This window comes from Streptomyces sp. NPDC059524, assembly GCF_042749255.1.
Lineage (GTDB): Bacteria > Actinomycetota > Actinomycetes > Streptomycetales > Streptomycetaceae > Streptomyces > Streptomyces xanthii.
The window spans coordinates 1-16,591 of the sequence record NZ_JBHYTK010000053.1 but is presented as its reverse complement, the minus strand read 5'-3'; the positions used below and the strand labels follow the sequence as shown (position 1 = coordinate 16,591).

At 69.6% G+C, this 16,591-nt stretch carries 16 protein-coding genes and 1 tRNA gene; 8 read left to right on the top strand and 9 right to left on the bottom strand.

What is annotated here, in order from left to right:
- Positions 1-283: 283 nt before the first annotated feature.
- A tRNA-Leu gene (locus ACFW9D_RS17230) sits at positions 284-367 on the bottom strand.
- A gap of 391 nt (positions 368-758) precedes the next feature.
- Here ACFW9D_RS17230 and ACFW9D_RS17225 point away from each other — a divergent pair.
- From ACFW9D_RS17225 to pknB, 6 genes are all read left to right on the top strand, one after another.
- The gene (locus ACFW9D_RS17225) at positions 759-1,610 is read left to right on the top strand and encodes an FhaA domain-containing protein (protein WP_384622840.1); all 852 of its coding nucleotides are present in this window, start codon (positions 759-761) and stop codon (positions 1,608-1,610) included.
- 10 nt (positions 1,611-1,620) lie between these two features.
- On the top strand, positions 1,621-2,136 hold the full coding sequence (locus ACFW9D_RS17220; RefSeq protein ID WP_188337997.1) for an FHA domain-containing protein: 516 nt from the start codon (positions 1,621-1,623) through the stop codon (positions 2,134-2,136).
- A 131-nt stretch (positions 2,137-2,267) separates the two neighbouring features.
- Positions 2,268-3,809: a Stp1/IreP family PP2C-type Ser/Thr phosphatase gene (locus ACFW9D_RS17215; RefSeq protein ID WP_223206049.1), complete on the top strand. Its 1,542-nt coding sequence runs from the start codon at positions 2,268-2,270 to the stop codon at positions 3,807-3,809.
- A 24-nt stretch (positions 3,810-3,833) separates the two neighbouring features.
- The gene (locus tag ACFW9D_RS17210) at positions 3,834-5,261 is read left to right on the top strand and encodes an FtsW/RodA/SpoVE family cell cycle protein (RefSeq protein ID WP_188337996.1); all 1,428 of its coding nucleotides are present in this window, start codon (positions 3,834-3,836) and stop codon (positions 5,259-5,261) included.
- Entirely contained in the window at positions 5,258-6,721 is a 1,464-nt protein-coding gene (locus ACFW9D_RS17205) for a penicillin-binding protein 2 (protein ID WP_188337995.1), read from the top strand. Before ACFW9D_RS17210 ends, ACFW9D_RS17205 begins: the two co-directional genes overlap by 4 nt.
- A 229-nt stretch (positions 6,722-6,950) precedes the next feature.
- On the top strand, positions 6,951-8,945 hold the full coding sequence (pknB, locus tag ACFW9D_RS17200; protein ID WP_384622838.1) for a Stk1 family PASTA domain-containing Ser/Thr kinase: 1,995 nt from the start codon (positions 6,951-6,953) through the stop codon (positions 8,943-8,945).
- A gap of 74 nt (positions 8,946-9,019) precedes the next feature.
- Here pknB and ACFW9D_RS17195 read toward each other — a convergent pair whose 3' ends face one another.
- From ACFW9D_RS17195 to ACFW9D_RS17170, 6 genes are read right to left on the bottom strand one after another with little or no spacing between them, the layout of a single operon-like run.
- Positions 9,020-9,784: a class E sortase gene (locus ACFW9D_RS17195; protein ID WP_188337993.1), complete on the bottom strand. Its 765-nt coding sequence runs from the start codon at positions 9,782-9,784 to the stop codon at positions 9,020-9,022.
- Between the two features lie 55 nt (positions 9,785-9,839).
- Positions 9,840-10,979, bottom strand: a complete 1,140-nt coding sequence (locus tag ACFW9D_RS17190) for a class E sortase (protein ID WP_384622836.1) — start codon at positions 10,977-10,979, stop codon at positions 9,840-9,842.
- Complete coding sequence (locus tag ACFW9D_RS17185; RefSeq protein WP_188337992.1) at positions 10,976-11,623, bottom strand: aminodeoxychorismate/anthranilate synthase component II; 648 nt, start codon at positions 11,621-11,623, stop codon at positions 10,976-10,978. Before ACFW9D_RS17185 ends, ACFW9D_RS17190 begins: the two co-directional genes overlap by 4 nt.
- A complete protein-coding gene (locus ACFW9D_RS17180; protein WP_188341799.1) occupies positions 11,620-11,799 on the bottom strand; it encodes a hypothetical protein in 180 nt (59 codons plus the stop codon). The genes ACFW9D_RS17185 and ACFW9D_RS17180 overlap by 4 nt, the downstream gene beginning before the upstream one ends.
- 23 nt (positions 11,800-11,822) lie before the next feature.
- The gene (locus tag ACFW9D_RS17175; RefSeq protein WP_384622833.1) at positions 11,823-12,539 is read right to left on the bottom strand and encodes a class E sortase; all 717 of its coding nucleotides are present in this window, start codon (positions 12,537-12,539) and stop codon (positions 11,823-11,825) included.
- Between the two features lie 20 nt (positions 12,540-12,559).
- Complete coding sequence (locus ACFW9D_RS17170) at positions 12,560-13,366, bottom strand: DUF881 domain-containing protein (RefSeq protein ID WP_188337990.1); 807 nt, start codon at positions 13,364-13,366, stop codon at positions 12,560-12,562.
- Positions 13,367-13,519: 153 nt separating this feature from the next.
- Here ACFW9D_RS17170 and crgA point away from each other — a divergent pair, with 153 nt between their 5' ends.
- Positions 13,520-13,777, top strand: a complete 258-nt coding sequence (crgA, locus tag ACFW9D_RS17165) for a cell division protein CrgA (RefSeq protein WP_188337989.1) — start codon at positions 13,520-13,522, stop codon at positions 13,775-13,777.
- Between the two features lie 263 nt (positions 13,778-14,040).
- Here crgA and ACFW9D_RS17160 read toward each other — a convergent pair whose 3' ends face one another.
- Together ACFW9D_RS17160 and ACFW9D_RS17155 are read right to left on the bottom strand one after the other, a co-directional pair.
- Positions 14,041-14,922: a rhomboid family intramembrane serine protease gene (locus tag ACFW9D_RS17160; RefSeq protein WP_384622832.1), complete on the bottom strand. Its 882-nt coding sequence runs from the start codon at positions 14,920-14,922 to the stop codon at positions 14,041-14,043.
- Between the two features lie 98 nt (positions 14,923-15,020).
- Entirely contained in the window at positions 15,021-15,548 is a 528-nt protein-coding gene (locus ACFW9D_RS17155; RefSeq protein ID WP_188337987.1) for a peptidylprolyl isomerase, read from the bottom strand.
- A gap of 269 nt (positions 15,549-15,817) precedes the next feature.
- Here ACFW9D_RS17155 and ACFW9D_RS17150 point away from each other — a divergent pair, with 269 nt between their 5' ends.
- Positions 15,818-16,522, top strand: a complete 705-nt coding sequence (locus tag ACFW9D_RS17150; RefSeq protein WP_384622831.1) for a DUF5324 family protein — start codon at positions 15,818-15,820, stop codon at positions 16,520-16,522.
- The last annotated feature ends 69 nt before the right edge of the window (positions 16,523-16,591 follow it).

Genomic DNA, 16,591 nt, shown 5'->3' with positions numbered 1-16,591 from the left:
GGCCTGTGAGCGGACCGGGCCGGTCCCGCACACCGTGAGGCCGGCCGAAGGGCCCCCGGCCCCCCCCCGGCCCCCGGGCGGGCCGGCCCGCGGCCGGGGCGCCACAGCGCCCCGCGCCCCGCCCGGCCCCGCGGGGCTCTGCGCCGTCTCACACCGCACGACAGCGCGACGTGAGACAGGACACATCTACAGGCGCCGGATCCGCCGGAGTTCATCCACGCCGACGCCACCCGGAAACGCGAAACGGGCCCATCGTCTTCACGATGAGCCCGTCTCGGCTGTGTGCGCGAGGGGGGAGTTGAACCCCCACGCCCTTGCGGGCACTGGAACCTGAATCCAGCGCGTCTGCCTATTCCGCCACCCGCGCATTGGGTGTGTCCTCCGGCTCCGCTCCCTTTCGGGCCGCGGCGCCTTCCGACATGCAGAAGATTAGCACGCTGCGGAGGGTGGATTCACATCCGTTTCCGGCGGGCACCCGCGGTCACGGGTCACGTCGGCCGGCGACGGCCCACGAGTCACGTCCGGGCCGACCGGTTCCACAGCCGCGTACGGGACACTGTCCCGAGACCCCCTCTACGATCCCTGTGGACGGGGGCGTGGCAGGGGCTGTGAGCGTCGACACTCATCGACCGGGCGGACAGGGGGAACCAGCCGATTTCCCGACGCGTGGATACGATCAGTAAGCAGTACCAAGTAGGCAGCACGAGCGAGCAAGGCAACAGAGACAAGCAGGACGGCTACGAAGGAGGAGGTGCCCCATGGGAGTCCTGAAGAAGTTCGAGCAACGTCTCGAGGGGCTGGTCAACGGCACCTTCGCCAAGGTCTTCAAGTCCGAGGTCCAGCCCGTCGAGATCGCCGGCGCCCTCCAGCGCGAGTGCGACAACAACGCGACGATCTGGAACAGGGACCGGACGGTCGTCCCCAACGACTTCATCGTCGAGCTGAGCGCGCCCGACTACGAGCGACTGGCCCCTTACTCGGGCCAGCTCGGGGACGAGCTGGCCGGCATGGTCCGCGACTACGCGAAGCAGCAGCGCTACACCTTCATGGGCCCCATCAAGGTCCATCTGGAGAAGGCGGACGACCTGGACACGGGTCTGTACCGCGTGCGCAGCCGCACCCTCGCCTCGTCCACCAGCCAGGACCGGCCGGAGCCGCAGCACCCCGGTGCCGCACCCCGGCCGCCCCAGGCGCCCGGCGGCTACGGGTACCCGCCCGCCGCCGCGCCGCCGATGCCGTCCGCACCGCCTCCCGGCCGCCCGGCGCACGCCCCCTCGGGGCCCGCCGCCGCGGCGCAGCGCCCCGGCGCGGGCCCGATGCCGGGCTCCCGTACGCGGCACTGGATCGAGATCAACGGCACGCGGCACCAGATCTCCCGCCCCACCCTCGTGCTCGGCCGTTCCACCGAGGCCGACGTGCGGATCGACGACCCCGGCGTATCGCGCCGGCACTGCGAGATCCGGACCGGAACGCCCTCGACGATCCAGGATCTGGGATCCACCAACGGGATCGTGGTGGACGGGCAGCACACCACCCGCGCTACGCTCCGCGACGGCTCGCGGATCGTCGTGGGCTCCACCACCATCGTTTACCGGCAAGCCGAAGGGTGAAGCGGGGGCAATGTCAGAGCTGACCCTGACGGTCATGCGGCTGGGTTTCCTGGCCGTTCTGTGGCTGTTCGTGATCGTGGCCGTCCAGGTCATCCGCAGCGACCTGTTCGGCACGCGTGTCACACAGCGCGGCGCACGTCGTGAGAGCGGGCGCGCGCAGCAGGCCGCCCGCCAGGCCGCGCCCCCGCAGCAGCGCCAGCAGCAGTCGGGCGGCGGCCGCCAGCGCCGCGGCGCCCCGACCAAGCTGGTCGTCTCCGAGGGCACCCTCACGGGCACCACGGTGGCGCTGCAGGGGCAGACCATCACGCTGGGCCGCGCGCACGACAGCACGATCGTGCTGGACGACGACTACGCGTCGAGCAGGCACGCCAGGATCTACCCGGACCGGGACGGCCAGTGGATCGTCGAGGATCTCGGGTCCACCAACGGCACGTATCTCGACCGGACCCGCCTCACGACGCCCCAGCCGATCCCGCTGGGCGCGCCGATCCGCATCGGCAAGACCGTCATCGAGCTGCGGAAGTAGTGCTACGTCATGAATGAGCGCGAGCGGAGCGAGCGAGCCGGCGCGGCAGTCCCCGCGGGGGACTTCGGCGCGCTCCCGACCGGAGGGTGGGCACCGTGCGGATGTACCCGGAGCCGACGGGCGAGGTGCGCATGAGTCTGTCACTGCGCTTCGCCGCCGGATCGCACAAAGGAATGATCCGCGAGGGCAACGAGGACTCCGGTTACGCCGGTCCCCGGCTGCTCGCGATCGCCGACGGCATGGGGGGCCAGGCCGCCGGTGAGGTGGCCAGCTCCGAGGTGATCTCCACGATCGTCGCGCTCGACGACGACGTGCCGGGGTCGGACATCCTGACCTCGCTCGGCACCGCCGTGCAGCGGGCCAACGACCAGCTGCGCATGATGGTCGAGGAGGACCCCCAGCTCGAGGGCATGGGCACCACCCTGACCGCCCTGCTGTGGACCGGCCAGCGGCTCGGCCTCGTGCACGTCGGCGACTCGCGCGCCTACCTGCTGCGCGACGGCGTGCTGACCCAGATCACGCAGGACCACACGTGGGTGCAGCGCCTCGTCGACGAGGGCCGCATCACCGAGGAGGAGGCCACGACGCACCCGCAGCGTTCGCTGCTGATGCGTGCGCTGGGCTCCGGCGACCACGTCGAGCCGGATCTCTCGATCCGCGAGGTGCGCGCGGGCGACCGCTACCTGATCTGCTCGGACGGCCTGTCCGGCGTCGTCTCGCACCAGACGATGGAGGAGACGCTCGCCAGCTACCAGGGCCCGCAGGAGACGGTCCAGGACCTGATCCAGCTGGCGCTGCGCGGCGGCGGCCCCGACAACATCACGGTGATCGTCGCCGACGTCCTCGACATCGACAGCGGCGACACCCTCGCGGGACAGCTCTCGGACGCCCCGGTCATCGTCGGCGCGGTCGCGGAGAACCAGCACCAGCCGCACGACGGCGGCGCCATGGAGACCCCGGCCGGACGGGCCGCGGGACTCGGCAGGCCCGCGCCCGGACAGGGCGGGGGCGGCGGCGAGTTCGGCCCGCCCGGCAGCGGCGACAACGTCGGCTACGCGCCCGAGGGGGGCTTCGGCGCGTACGCGGACGAGGACTTCGTGAAGCCGCGGCGCGGCCGGAAGTGGCTCAAGCGCTCGCTGTACTCGGTGCTGGCGCTCGCGGTCATCGGCGGCGGCCTGTACGGCGGCTACCGCTGGACGCAGACCCAGTACTTCGTCGGCTCGAACGACGAGCACGTGGCGCTCTACCGCGGCATCAATCAGGACCTCGCCTGGGTGAGCCTGTCCGCGGTCGAGAAGGACCACCCGGAGATCGAACTCAAGTACCTGCCGCCCTACCAGCGCAAGCAGGTCGAGTCGACCATCGCCGAAGGCGACCTGGCGGCCGCGCAGGACAAGATCGTCGAGCTGTCGGCGCAGGCCACCGCGTGCAAGAAGCAGGCCGAGCGGCAGCAGGCCGAGAGCGAGAGCAACGCGAAGTCCGGTGAGGGCGAAGCGGGCGGCACGACCTCGGGCGGCACCGCGTCCAAGGCCTCGTTCCGCAAGGCGCCCTCGCCCGGCCCGTCGCAGTCGCCGTCCGGCAAGGCCAAGTCATCGCAATCTCCCAAGCCCACCCCTGGCCCCACTCTCTCCGAGGAAGAGCAGCAGCTGGCCAAGGCGTGCGCACAGCAGTAGAGCCGTTGGGGGCCTCAGCACGCCATGAGCAGTAACTCCACGACCCATACGTCGACCATCGGCGCCATCGGGGCGCCGAGCCGGCGCAACACCGAGCTGGCGCTCCTCGTGTTCGCCGTGGTCATCCCCGTCTTCGCGTACGCCAACGTGGGCCTGGCCATCGACGGCGAGCTGCCCGCGGGCCTGCTCGGCTACGGGCTCGGCCTCGGTCTGATGGCCGGCGTCGCGCACCTCGTCGTACGGAAGTTCGCGGCCTACGCGGACCCGCTGCTGGTGCCGCTGGCGACGCTGCTCAACGGGCTCGGTCTGGTCGTCATCTGGCGGCTCGACCAGTCGAAGCTGCTGCAGTCGATCGACCAGGCGGGCAACGCGGCGCCCCGGCAGCTGATGTACACGGCCATGGGCATCGCCCTGTTCATCGTCGTGCTGATCTTCCTGAAGGACCACCGCGTCCTGCAGCGCTACACGTACATCTCGATGCTGGGCGCCCTGGTCCTGCTGCTGCTGCCGCTCGTGCCGGGCCTCGGGCAGAACATCTTCGGCGCGCGCATCTGGATCAACGTGGCCGGTTTCTCCATCCAGCCCGGTGAGTTCGCCAAGATCGTGCTCGCGGTCTTCTTCGCCGGCTACCTGATGGTGAAGCGCGACGCGCTGGCGCTGGCCAGCCGGCGCTTCATGGGCCTGTACCTGCCGCGCGGACGTGACCTCGGTCCGATCCTCGTCGTCTGGGCGATCTCGATCCTCATCCTGGTGTTCGAGACCGACCTCGGTACGTCGCTGCTGTTCTTCGGAATGTTCGTCATCATGCTGTACGTCGCCACCGAGCGGACCAGCTGGATCGTCTTCGGTCTGCTGATGTCCGCGGTCGGCGCCGTGGGTGTGGCCAGCTTCGAGCCGCACATCCAGCAGCGTGTGGACGCCTGGCTCGACCCGATGCGCGAGTTCCAGCTCAGCCGTCAGGGCATCCCGGGCCACTCCGAGCAGGCGATGCAGGCCCTGTGGGCGTTCGGTTCGGGCGGCACGCTCGGCACCGGCTGGGGCCAGGGCCACTCCGAGCTGATCCGCTTCGCGGCCAACTCCGACTTCATCCTCGCCACCTTCGGCGAGGAGCTGGGCCTCGCCGGCCTGATGGCGCTGCTGCTGATCTACGCGCTGATCGTGGAGCGCGGCGTCCGCACCGCCCTCGCGGCCCGCGACCCCTTCGGCAAGCTGCTCGCCGTCGGCCTGTCCGGCGCCTTCGCGCTGCAGGTCTTCGTGGTCGCCGGCGGTGTCATGGGCCTCATCCCGCTGACCGGTATGACGATGCCGTTCCTCGCGTACGGCGGTTCGTCCGTGATCGCGAACTGGGCGCTCATCGGCATCCTGATCCGCATCAGCGACACGGCCCGCAGGCCCGCGCCCGCCCCCGCTCCCAGTCCCGACGCCGAGATGACCCAGGTGGTCCGACCGTGAACAAGCCCCTGCGCCGAATCGCGATCTTCTGCGGGCTGCTGATCCTGACCCTGCTCATCCGGGACAACTGGCTGCAGTACGTCAAGGCGGACACCCTCGCCTCGGACAAGGACAACCGCCGTGTCCTGATCGCCCGCTACTCGACCGAGCGCGGCAACATCATCGTCGACGGCAAGCCGATCACCGGGTCGACGAAGACCAAGGGCACCGACCTCAAGTACAAGCGGACCTGGAAGGACGGGCCCATGTGGGCGCCCGTCACCGGGTACTCCTCGCAGGTCGTCGGCGCCAGCCAGATCGAGAACCTCGAGGACGGCATCCTCTCCGGCAGCGACGACCGGCTCTTCTTCCGCCGCACGCTCGACATGATCACGGGCAAGCCGAAGGAGGGCGGCAACGTCGTCACGACCCTCGACGCCGCCGCGCAGAAGGCCGCGTACGACGGCCTGAAGAACCGGGGCAAGGGCGCGGTCGCCGCGATCGAGCCCTCCACCGGCAAGATCCTCGCGCTCGCGTCGACGCCGTCCTACGACCCGTCGTCGTTCGCCGGCAGCCTCAACGAGGACGGCAAGACCTTCTCCAGGCTCGACAAGGACAAGGACAAGCCGCTCGTGAACCGGGCGCTGCGCGAGACGTATCCGCCCGGCTCCACCTTCAAGCTGGTCACGGCCGCGGCCGCTCTGGAGCACGGCCTGTACTCGGGCGCCGACGAGCGCACGGACTCGCCGCTGCCCTGGACGATGCCGGACACGACGACGGAGCTGAAGAACGAGGGCAACCTGCCCTGCAAGAACGCGACGCTGCGCGAGGCCCTGCGGGTGTCCTGCAACACCGTGTTCGGCAAGGTCGGCTCGGACCTCGGCAAGGACAAGATGCGGGAGACCGCCGAGAAGTTCGGCTTCAACGAGGAGCAGTTCATCCCGGTCCGCGCGAGCGCCTCGAACTTCGACAAGGAGATGAACAGGCCGCAGACCGCGCTCTCCGCCATCGGCCAGTACGACACCGCCGCGACGCCGCTGCAGATGGCGATGGTCGGCGCGGCGATCGCCAACGACGGCGCCCTGATGGAGCCGTACATGGTCGACGAGCTGAAGGCTCCGAACCTCGACACGATCGAGAAGCACGAGCCCAAGGAGATGAGCCGCCCGCTCTCCAAGGAGAACGCGCAGAAGCTCCAGTCGATGATGGAGACGGTCGTCAACAGCGGCACCGGCACCGCGGCGAGGATCCCCGGCGTGACGGTCGGCGGCAAGACCGGTACCGCGCAGAACGGTGTGAACAACGAGGGCACCCCGTACGCCTGGTTCGTCTCGTACGCGAAGACGAGCTCGGGAACCCCGGTGGCCGTCGCCGTCGTCGTCGAGGACAGTGACGCCGACCGCGGTGACATCTCCGGTGGTGGTCTCGCCGCCCCGATCGCGAAGAGCGTCATGGAAGCGGTCATCAACGGCAAGAAGTGACGTACGTGACGGAAGTGACGTACACATCCTCAGGCTCGGCCGGGTTCACCTCTTCATGTGAGCCCGGTCACCTGTTCTTCACGAAGTCGCACGTGGCGATACCGGTCCTGTCACGGCTCCCGACGCTGACCAGGTCACGTCGGGTGGGACGGGTACGGTATGCCGGACGGCACACCGCCCGCCCCCGCACGGGACGGACGGAACCGACGGAGAGGGCTGGTAGGTAACCATGGAAGAGCCGCGTCGCCTCGGCGGCCGGTACGAGCTGGGCCAGGTGCTCGGCCGTGGTGGCATGGCGGAGGTCTACCTCGCGCATGACACCCGGCTCGGTCGCACCGTGGCGGTGAAGACGCTGCGTGCTGACCTCGCGCGCGACCCGTCGTTCCAGGCCCGGTTCCGCCGGGAGGCCCAGTCGGCCGCCTCGCTCAACCATCCCGCGATCGTGGCGGTGTACGACACCGGCGAGGACTACGTCGACAACATCTCCATCCCGTACATCGTGATGGAGTACGTCGACGGATCCACGCTGCGCGAGCTGCTGCACTCGGGGCGCAAGCTGCTGCCCGAGCGGGCCATGGAGATGACGATCGGCATCCTCCAGGCCCTCGAGTACTCGCACCGCGCCCAGATCGTCCACCGCGACATCAAGCCGGCCAACGTCATGCTGACCCGCACCGGACAGGTGAAGGTCATGGACTTCGGCATCGCCCGCGCCATGGGCGACTCCGGCATGACGATGACGCAGACGGCCGCGGTCATCGGCACCGCCCAGTACCTCTCGCCGGAGCAGGCCAAGGGCGAGCAGGTCGACGCCCGCTCGGACCTGTATTCGACGGGCTGTCTCCTCTACGAGCTGCTGACGGTCCGCCCTCCGTTCGTCGGCGACTCGCCCGTCGCGGTCGCGTACCAGCACGTCCGCGAAGAGGCCCAGGCCCCGTCGGTCTTCGACCCCGAGATCACGCCCGAGATGGACGCGATCGTCCTGAAGGCCCTGGTCAAGGACCCGGACTACCGCTACCAGTCGGCCGACGAGATGCGCGCCGACATCGAGGCCTGCCTCGACGGCCAGCCCGTCGCGGCCACCGCGTCCATGGGCGCGGTCGGCTACGGCGGCCACCCGGACGACCAGCAGACGGCCATGCTGCGCCCGCAGAACGGCGGAGCGGCCCCGACCTCGATGCTGCCCCCGGTCAACCCGGACGACGGCGGCTACGGCTACGACGAGCCCCGCGGCGGCCGGCGCAAGCAGGGCAAGAGCCACACGTCGACGATCCTGCTGGTCGCGGCGGGCATCCTCGTGCTCGTCGGCGCCATCCTGATCGGCAAGTGGTTCAGCAGCGGCGGAAGCGGCGACGGCCAGGTCGAGGTCCCGAGCCTCGTCGGCGAGAGCTTCCCGGACGCCAAGGAGAAGGCCGACCGCGTCGACCTCAAGGTCGTCAAGGGCGAGCCGATGGCCTGCCAGAACAGCCCGAAGAACACGGTCTGCGAGCAGGACCCGGAGAGCGGCAAGGTCGACAAGGGCGAGACGATCACCCTGCGCATGTCGACGGGGTCGCCGAAGCTGACGATCCCGGACGTCACGGGCCTGTCGTACGCCGAGGCCGAGGCCGACCTGAAGAGCAAGGGCTTCACGAACATCTCCCGGGAGTCCGAGGAGTCGGACCGCAAGCCCGGCACGGTGTTCAAGCAGGACCCGGAGAGCGGTGGCAAGGTCGAGAAGGGCACGGAGATCACCCTGACCGTCGCCGCCGCGAAGCAGACGGTCGTCGTGCCGGACGTGTCCTCCGCCAAGAACCTCACCTGTGAGCAGGCCACGGCCCAGCTCACGCAGAACAAGCTGAAGGCGACCTGCACCGAGGAGGAGGCCGCCGGTGTCGAGCCGGGCAAGGTCTTCTCCCAGAGCCTCGCGGCGAACTCCGAGGCCGAGCCGGGCTCCACGGTGACCCTGAAGGTCGCCAAGGCGGCCGAGCAGCTGACCGTCCCCGGCGACCTCGGGGGCAAGAAGCTGAAGGACGCCCGCAAGCAGCTCTCCGACATGGGGCTCAACGTCCAGCTGGCGGCGGGTTCCCCGGGTGACGACAACGCGGTCGTGATGGGCAGCCAGCCCGGTGCGAACAGCCCGATCAACAAGGGCGACACCATCACCCTGGTGACGGCGCCCGGCGGTGGCGGCAACGGCGGCAACAACGGAGGCGGCCTCTTCGGCGGCCTCGGCGAGGACTGACCCGCCCGCTTCGCGTACGAGAGGGCCCCGGTCCCCCACAGGGGGGCCGGGGCCCTCTCACGTGTGCCGTGGCGTCAGCGCAGTTCCTTCGGCGGTGTGCGCTCGCTGTCGACCTTCTCGACGCGCTCCAGCTCGCCCCACACCACGTACCGGTAGCGGGAGGTGTAGACGGGCGTGCAGGTCGTCAGCGTGATGTAGTGCCCGGGCTTCTTCACGCCGGACTGCTTGGGCACCTGGTCGATGACGTCCACGTCGAACTTCGAGGTCTCGGGAAGGATGTCGTAGACCTTGTAGACGTACCACTTGTCCTTCGACTCGAAGACGACCGGATCGCCCTTCTCGATCTTGTCGATGTTGTGGAACTTGGCGCCGTGCCCGTCGCGGTGCGCGGCGAGCGAGAAGTTGCCCTTCTTGCCGCTGGTGGGCAGGACGGCCTTCACGGGGTCCGTGTAGTAGCCGGCCACGCCGTCGTTGAGGACCTTGCTGGAGGTGCCCTTCTCGACGAGGACCTCGCCCTTGCCCAGGGCGGGGACGTGCAGGAAGCCGATGCCGTCCTTGGTGTCGAGGGCGCCGGGGCCCTTGTCCGCGGCCCAGTGGTCGCGGACCTTGTTGCCCTGCTTGTGGGCCTCCCGGTCGGCCATCACGTTCGTCCACCACAGCGAGTACGCGACGAACAGGCCGAGGATCACGCCCCCGGTGATGAGGAGTTCGCCGAAGACGCTGACGGCCGCCGCGATCCGGCCCCTGCGGGGCGGCGGCGGGGATGCGGGTGAGGCGGGGGCGCCGTCGCGCTCCGCGTCCTGCTCGTGGTCGCTCTCGCGGCCGGTCGTCGCTGCCACTGACTGTTCGCCCCGTCCTGTGCCGTGCCCGTGATGCCCGCCGCCGGTGTGCGCCCTAGTCGACGAGGGCGTCCGGCTTGCCCTTGCCGCGCGGCCGCTCCTCGACCATCTTGCCCCAGACGATCATCCGATAGGTGCTGGTGAACTCCGGCGTGCAGGTGGTCAGTGTGATGTACCGGCCGGGCTTGGTGAAACCGGACCCGGCGGGGATCGGATCGATCACCGCGGTGTTCGACGGCGGCGTCTGCGGGAGGATGCTCGCCATCTTGTAGACGTAGTACTTGTCGCGCGTCTCGACGACGATCGGATCGCCGGGCTCGAGACGGTTGATGTAGCGGAACGGCTCGCCGTGCGTGTTGCGGTGCCCCGCGATCGCGAAGTTCCCCTGCTTCGCGTCGGGCATCGCCGTCGGGATGCTGTCCTTGTCGTAGTGGCCGACCATGCCCTGGTCGAGCACCTTGGGCTTGCTGATGCCCTCGGCGATCGGCACGACGACGTCCAGCCGCGGGATGTGCAGGATGGCGAAGCCCTGGCCGGGCTCGAAGGTGCCGGGCTTGCCCTTGCCGTTGGCCCAGTCGTCCTCGAGGTGGCTGCGGGCGTCGCCGGCGATGTTGTGGGCCCGCACGTTCGACCACCACAGCTGGTAGGTGACGAACAGGAGCATGAGCACGCCGAGGGTGATGAAGACCTCGCCGATGGCGCGGCTCGCCAGCACGCCGGCGCTCGGGCGCGCGGCCCGCGCGGCGCGGCGGGCCTCGACGCGCGTGAGGGGCCTGTCGTCGGGCTTCTCCGGGTCCGCGGCGGGCGCGGGGGCCGCTCCGCCCGCATGGCGCCCTCCGCCCTTCCTGGCGGCCTTCCTGCGCGCCGCACGGCCGCCGGTGACGACGGGCTCCGCCGCGCGCCGGGTGTCGGCCGTGCGCAGAGCAACCGTTTCGTCGTCCCGTACGGGCGTCTGCGCGTCCGGCACCTGGAGATCCGGCGCCTGGAGATCCGGCTCCGGGTACCAGTCCTGGGCGTAGCCCTCGGGGGCGTACCACTCGGGCTCCGGCTCGGGTGCGGGCTCCTGGACCGGCTGCTGCTGCTCCGCGGCGCCCAGGGGACGGAACCACGGTGACGGGTGCTGCTGCCCCTGATGCCCCTGTTGCTGCCCCGGCAAGGGACCGCCGAGAGGGTCGTCCGGGCGCAGTTCGGTCACGCCGAGGCCCTGCCCACGACGGGCGCGAGACCCGCCGATCTGGCCGGCGCGCCCGCGTCGCCGCACTCCGCCAGCCAGTTGGCCAGCATCAGGTGCCCGTGCTCGGTCAGCACGGACTCGGGGTGGAACTGGACGCCCTCCACCGGCAGTTCACGGTGGCGCAGGCCCATGATGATGCCGTCCTCCGTACGGGCCGTGACCTCGAGGACCTCGGGCACGGTGTCCGGCTCGGCGGCCAGCGAGTGGTACCGGGTCGCGGTGAACGGGTCGGGCAGGTCCTTGAAGACGCCCTTGCCCTCGTGCCGCACCAGGGAGGTCTTGCCGTGCAGCAGCTCCGGCGCGCGGTCCACGACGCCGCCGTACGCGACCTGCATGGACTGCATGCCGAGGCAGACGCCGAAGACCGGGACGCCGGTGTCGGCGCAGTGCCGGACCATGTCGACGCAGACGCCCGCCTGCTCGGGGGCGCCCGGGCCGGGGCTCAGGAGCACCCCGTCGAAGCCGTCCTGCGCGTGCGCGGTCGTCACCTCGTCGTTGCGCAGCACCTCGCACTCCGCGCCCAGTTGGTACAGGTACTGGACGATGTTGAAGACGAAGCTGTCGTAGTTGTCGACGACGAGAATGCGGGTCTTTCGCGTGCTCACTGGCCGTTCACCGTCACATCGTTGAAGGGCAGCAGCGGCTCGGCCCAGGGGAAGACGTACTGGAAGAGGACGTAGACGACCGCGAGGACGAGCACGATCGAGATCAGCGCCCTCACCCACGCGTTGCCCGGCAGATTCCGCCAGATCCAGCCGTACATGCCGGTCGCTCCTTCCACGCCGTCTTCGTACGCGCACCAGACTAACGGCGCAACGCTTCCGGTTTCCCGGCCTCCACAGGCTGAGTGGCATCAAGATGCGCCCAGACGATGAGCCGGTGGCTGTGGCCCCACTCCGGCTCGCACGTCGTGAGCGTCAGATAGCGCCCCGGTTCCTTGTACCCGGACTTGCGCGGCACGGGGTCGATCACCCCGACATCGCTGGGCAGCGTCTTGTAGGGCTTCGTGTCGATGACGTACGTGAACCAGGTCGTGCCGTCGGTGAGCACGACCTGGTCACCGGGCCGCAGCCTGGGGAAGTCCTTGAAGGGGTCGCCGTACGTGCGCCGGTGGCCGGCGACCGCGAAGTTGCCCTTCTGCCCGAGCTGAGCGGTGCCCGCGTAGTGGCCGAGTCCCTTCTTGAGGGTGTCGACCTCCGTGTTCTGCAGCACGGGCTTGTTCCACGTGAAACCGAACCGCGGGATGTACATCACGGCGAAGGGCTTGCCGTCCCGGTACGCGGCCGGCTCGGGCGGCGAGGTGTCCGCGGACTCCTCGCCGGGCGCCGGGCCGGGATCGGGGGAGGCGGTGGCGACGGGTCTGCGCGCCCACTGGTCCTGGAGGTCGTCGATCTGGTGGCTCATCGCACTGTCGGCCTTCACACCGGTCCAGAACAGTACGTAGACGACGAACAGCACGATCGCGGCACCGACCGTGATGCACAGCTCGCTGAACGTCCGGACGACGACTCGCACCGACACCCCCCGGTGTCTTATGGCGGCTACTGGCTGACGGGCTTCGCGTAATGGAGATCCACTGTGCCCGAGTAACCGGGAAGAGTCACCGCCCCGTCGTCCTCGACTTTCCAGCCGAGCCCGTAGGCGTTGACGTAGAGCATGTAGTTCTGGATCTCCGGGGAGGCGGCGACGGCCTGCTTCAGCTCGTCCGGGTCGCCGATCGCGGTGATCTTGTAGGGGGGCGAGTAGACGCGGCCCTGGAGGATCAGGGTGTTGCCGACACAGCGCACGGCGGAGGTGGAGATCAGCCGCTGGTCCATGACCTTGATGCCCTTGGCGCCGCCCTTCCACAGGGCGTTCACCACGGCCTGGAGGTCCTGCTGGTGGATGACCAGGTCGTTGGGCTGCGGCTCGGGGTAGCCGGGGAGCTTGGCGGTCGCGTTCGGCGGGGCGTCGTCGAGGGTGACGGAGACGGCCTCGCCCTTCAGCTTCTTCGTGCCGGACGCCTTCTCCAGGGCGTCCAGCTTCTTGTCCTCGGCGGAGGTGGAACCGTCGTCGCGCTCGGCGAGGGCCTCGACGTCGTCGCGGACGCCGCTGTTCCCCTCCTCCAGCTCCTTGTTCTTGTGGCTGCGCTCCTGAATGAGGTCGGAGAGCTTCAGAAGGGACGCATCCGTACGGATATTGGTGCCCTTGGCCGTATTGAAGCTGGTGAAGAAAATAAGCCCGGCAAGGGCGAAAACGCCCACGGTGAGCAGCCTCACGGGGCGGAAACGGCCACGGGCGGAACCGGTGCCGCCACCGTGGTCGAGGTCGGCACCGGGCTCGTTCCGGGGGTCGGCAGAATTGCTCAACGTACCCTTATCTCCTTCGACGCCGCGGAAGCACTACGCTAACGGACGCCCGGGGGAGCACTCAGATTCCGTTGAAGTTCCGCTTGTACGCTGCTCCGGAGCCCGTCCACGTTCCCTGCGCGGCCACGCAGCGCATCGACAGGAGAGACCCTCGTGCCGAAGTCACGTATCCGCAAGAAGGCCGACTACACCCCGCCGCCGGCGTCGAAGCAGGCGACGAACGTCAAGCTGACCAACCGCGGCTGGGTGGCCCCGGTGATGCTGGCGATGTTCCTCATCGGACTCGCCTGGATCGTCGTGTTCTACGTGAGCAACGGGTCGCTTCCCATCGACGCCCTGGGCAACTGGAACATCGTGGTCGGCTTCGGTTTCATCGCCGCCGGATTCGCCGTCTCCACGCAGTGGAAGTAGGCCCGGGACCAGCTTCGGCCCGAGCTTTCCACTGAGTTATCCACAGGTTTTCCACATGGGGAAAAGGTCAGACGATCTGTGGATAACCTCTCGGAGATTGACGCCGGTGTGACCGGCGAGGTTACGGTCGACCATCTGTTCGCCCCTTGCCCTTCCTGGGAAAACCCAGGTCAGCGGCAGGGGGCGCAGTCGTTCTCCACCACATGCACAAGATCCGGCACACGCTGTGGACAACGGCGGTCACCATCGGTGGAGGAACGAGCTCAAGTGAGCTGCCCGGTCCGCACGACGACCGTCACGACGACGGCGAGCAGCACGAGCGCGCAGACCCCGTACTGCACGAGGGCGCGGCGCTCCCGCGGGGCGTGAATCATCCCGTACCCGACGGCCAGGCCCCCCACGAGACCACCGATGTGGGCCTGCCAGGCGATGTTGAACGCCGGGGTGAAGGTGAAGATCAGGTTGATCACCAGCAGAGCGATCAGGGGCCGCAGGTCGTAGTTGAGCCGGCGCATGACGACGGCGGTCGCGCCGAAGAGGCCGAAGATCGCCCCGGAGGCTCCGAGCGAGCCCTGGTTCGGTTCCTCGAGCAGATAGGTGAGCGCGCTGCCCGCGAGCCCGGAGACGAAGTAGAGCGCGAGATACCGGGCCCGGCCCAGGGCCGCTTCGAGCGGACCGCCGATCCACCACAGGCTCAGCATGTTGAACGCGATGTGGGCATAGCCGCCGTGCAGGAACATCGCGGTCACCAGCCGGTACCACTGCCCCTCGGCCACGCCCTGCGGAGTACTGAAGCCGGGCACCCAGGCCAGCCCGAGCATCTCGAAGCGGTTGGTGAAGTGATCGCCGACGGACAGCTGCACGAGGAAGACCGCCAGGCAGACCCCGATCAGAACCTTGGTGACCAGGCGCGGGTCGGCGGCGACCGTGCCGCCGGCCAGCGTGCGCGGCCGCGTCGCGGTAGGCCGGTGCCCGGTCCCCGAGCCGCTCCGCACGCACTGAGGGCACTGGAACCCCACGGAGGCGCTGACCATGCACTCCGGGCAGACGGGCCGCTCGCAGCGCGTGCAGCGGACCCCGGTGGGACGGTCCGGATGCCGGTAGCAGCCGGGCAGTCCTTCTCCGTCCTGGTGCGCGTCGGCCATGTCTGGTCCGTCCCCTCAGGTGAAGCGGCCCCGCCCATCCTTACGGACGAGCGGGGCGAAAAGGTTCCCTGAGGCCGAAGACACGGCCCGGCGACGGGCTAGCGGGTCTCGACGACCACGGATTCGATGACCACGTCGCTCAGCGGACGGTCGGTGCGCGGATTGGTCTGCGCGGTGGCGATGGCGTCCACGACCTTCTTGCTGGCGTCGTCGACGACCTCGCCGAAGATCGTGTGCTTACGGGTGAGCCAGGCGGTCGGCGAGACGGTGATGAAGAATTGCGAGCCGTTCGTCCCGGGGCCCGCGTTGGCCATCGCCAGCAGGTACGGCTTGTTGAACGCCAGGTCGGGGTGGAACTCGTCCGCGAACTGGTACCCCGGCCCGCCCGTCCCGTTCCCGAGCGGGTCGCCGCCCTGGATCATGAAGCCGCTGATGACGCGGTGGAAGATCGTGCCGTCGTAGAGGGGGGCCGTGGACGTCTCGCCGGTCTCCGGGTTCGTCCACTCGCGCTCGCCCTTGGCGAGCTCCACGAAGTTCTTGACCGTCTTCGGTGCGTGGTTCGGCAGCAGCCGGACCTCGATGTCGCCCTGATTGGTCCTGAGGGTGGCGTAAAGCTGCTCGGCCACGATCTGCCTTCCGTCGTCTCCTGTGCCCTCCCGATCCTCGCACGGCACCGGCACCCCGGCGCCCGCTCGACTGTCAGGGTTGTGCGGGGGTTTCCGGCGGAAAAACCCCACTGGTCCAGTGCCGACCCGGCGCGTCCCACCGGGATCCGTGGCATTGTCGTCGGCAGGCCCCTTTCCGCGTCTTACCACCGCATTGCCGCCTCTGGCAGGCATGATCCGCAAAAGGGTGGAAAGGTGAAAACCTGTACGCCACCGAGGAGGAGGATCACGTGACCCGCATCGACAGCGTGCGCGCCGCGACCGGCTCGGCGAAGGACAGCGTGCTGCACGCCGCGGACGTGGTGGCGCCCTACGCCGAGACGGCCAAGGACAAGGCCGCCCAGTACACGCACGACGCCCGCGTCGCGCTCGCCCCGCACCTCTCCCAGGCCGCACGGCAGGCGCGCGTCCAGTACGACGCCCACCTCGCCCCGCGCCTGGAGCAGGCGCGCACGCATGTACCGCCGAAGGTCGACCTGGCCGCCCACGAGGCCGCCGCACGCACCCGCCGGGCCGCCCAGCAGGCCGCCGCGTATTCGAAGCCCCGCATCGAACAGGCCGTCGCCGCCGCCCAGCCCGTCGCCGAGGAGGCCGGTGCCCGCAGCGCCGCCGCCATCGCCGCCCTGCGCAGCCAGGTCTCGGCGGACGAGATCCGCGCCCTGGCCCGCAAGCACGAGCGCCGTCACCGCGGCCGCCGCGCCCTCAAGGGCATCGCCCTGATCGGCCTCCTGGCCGGCGGAGCGTTCGCCGCGTGGAAGTGGTGGGACAAGCAGGCCAACCCGGACTGGCTCGTCGAGCCCCCCGCCGCCACCGAGGTCCCCGACAACGCCCCGCTCTCCTCGGTCGACGGCAGCGGCCAGGCCCACCTCGACCCGGAGGTGCAGGCCAAGCAGGCGGAAGCCGAGGCGGAGGAAGGCCCGGACGAGGGCCGCTGAGGCCGCGCGCCCGCCCCGCCCGGACACGTAAGATGACCCGAGGGGGAGGAGAGCGAGAACAAAACGCGG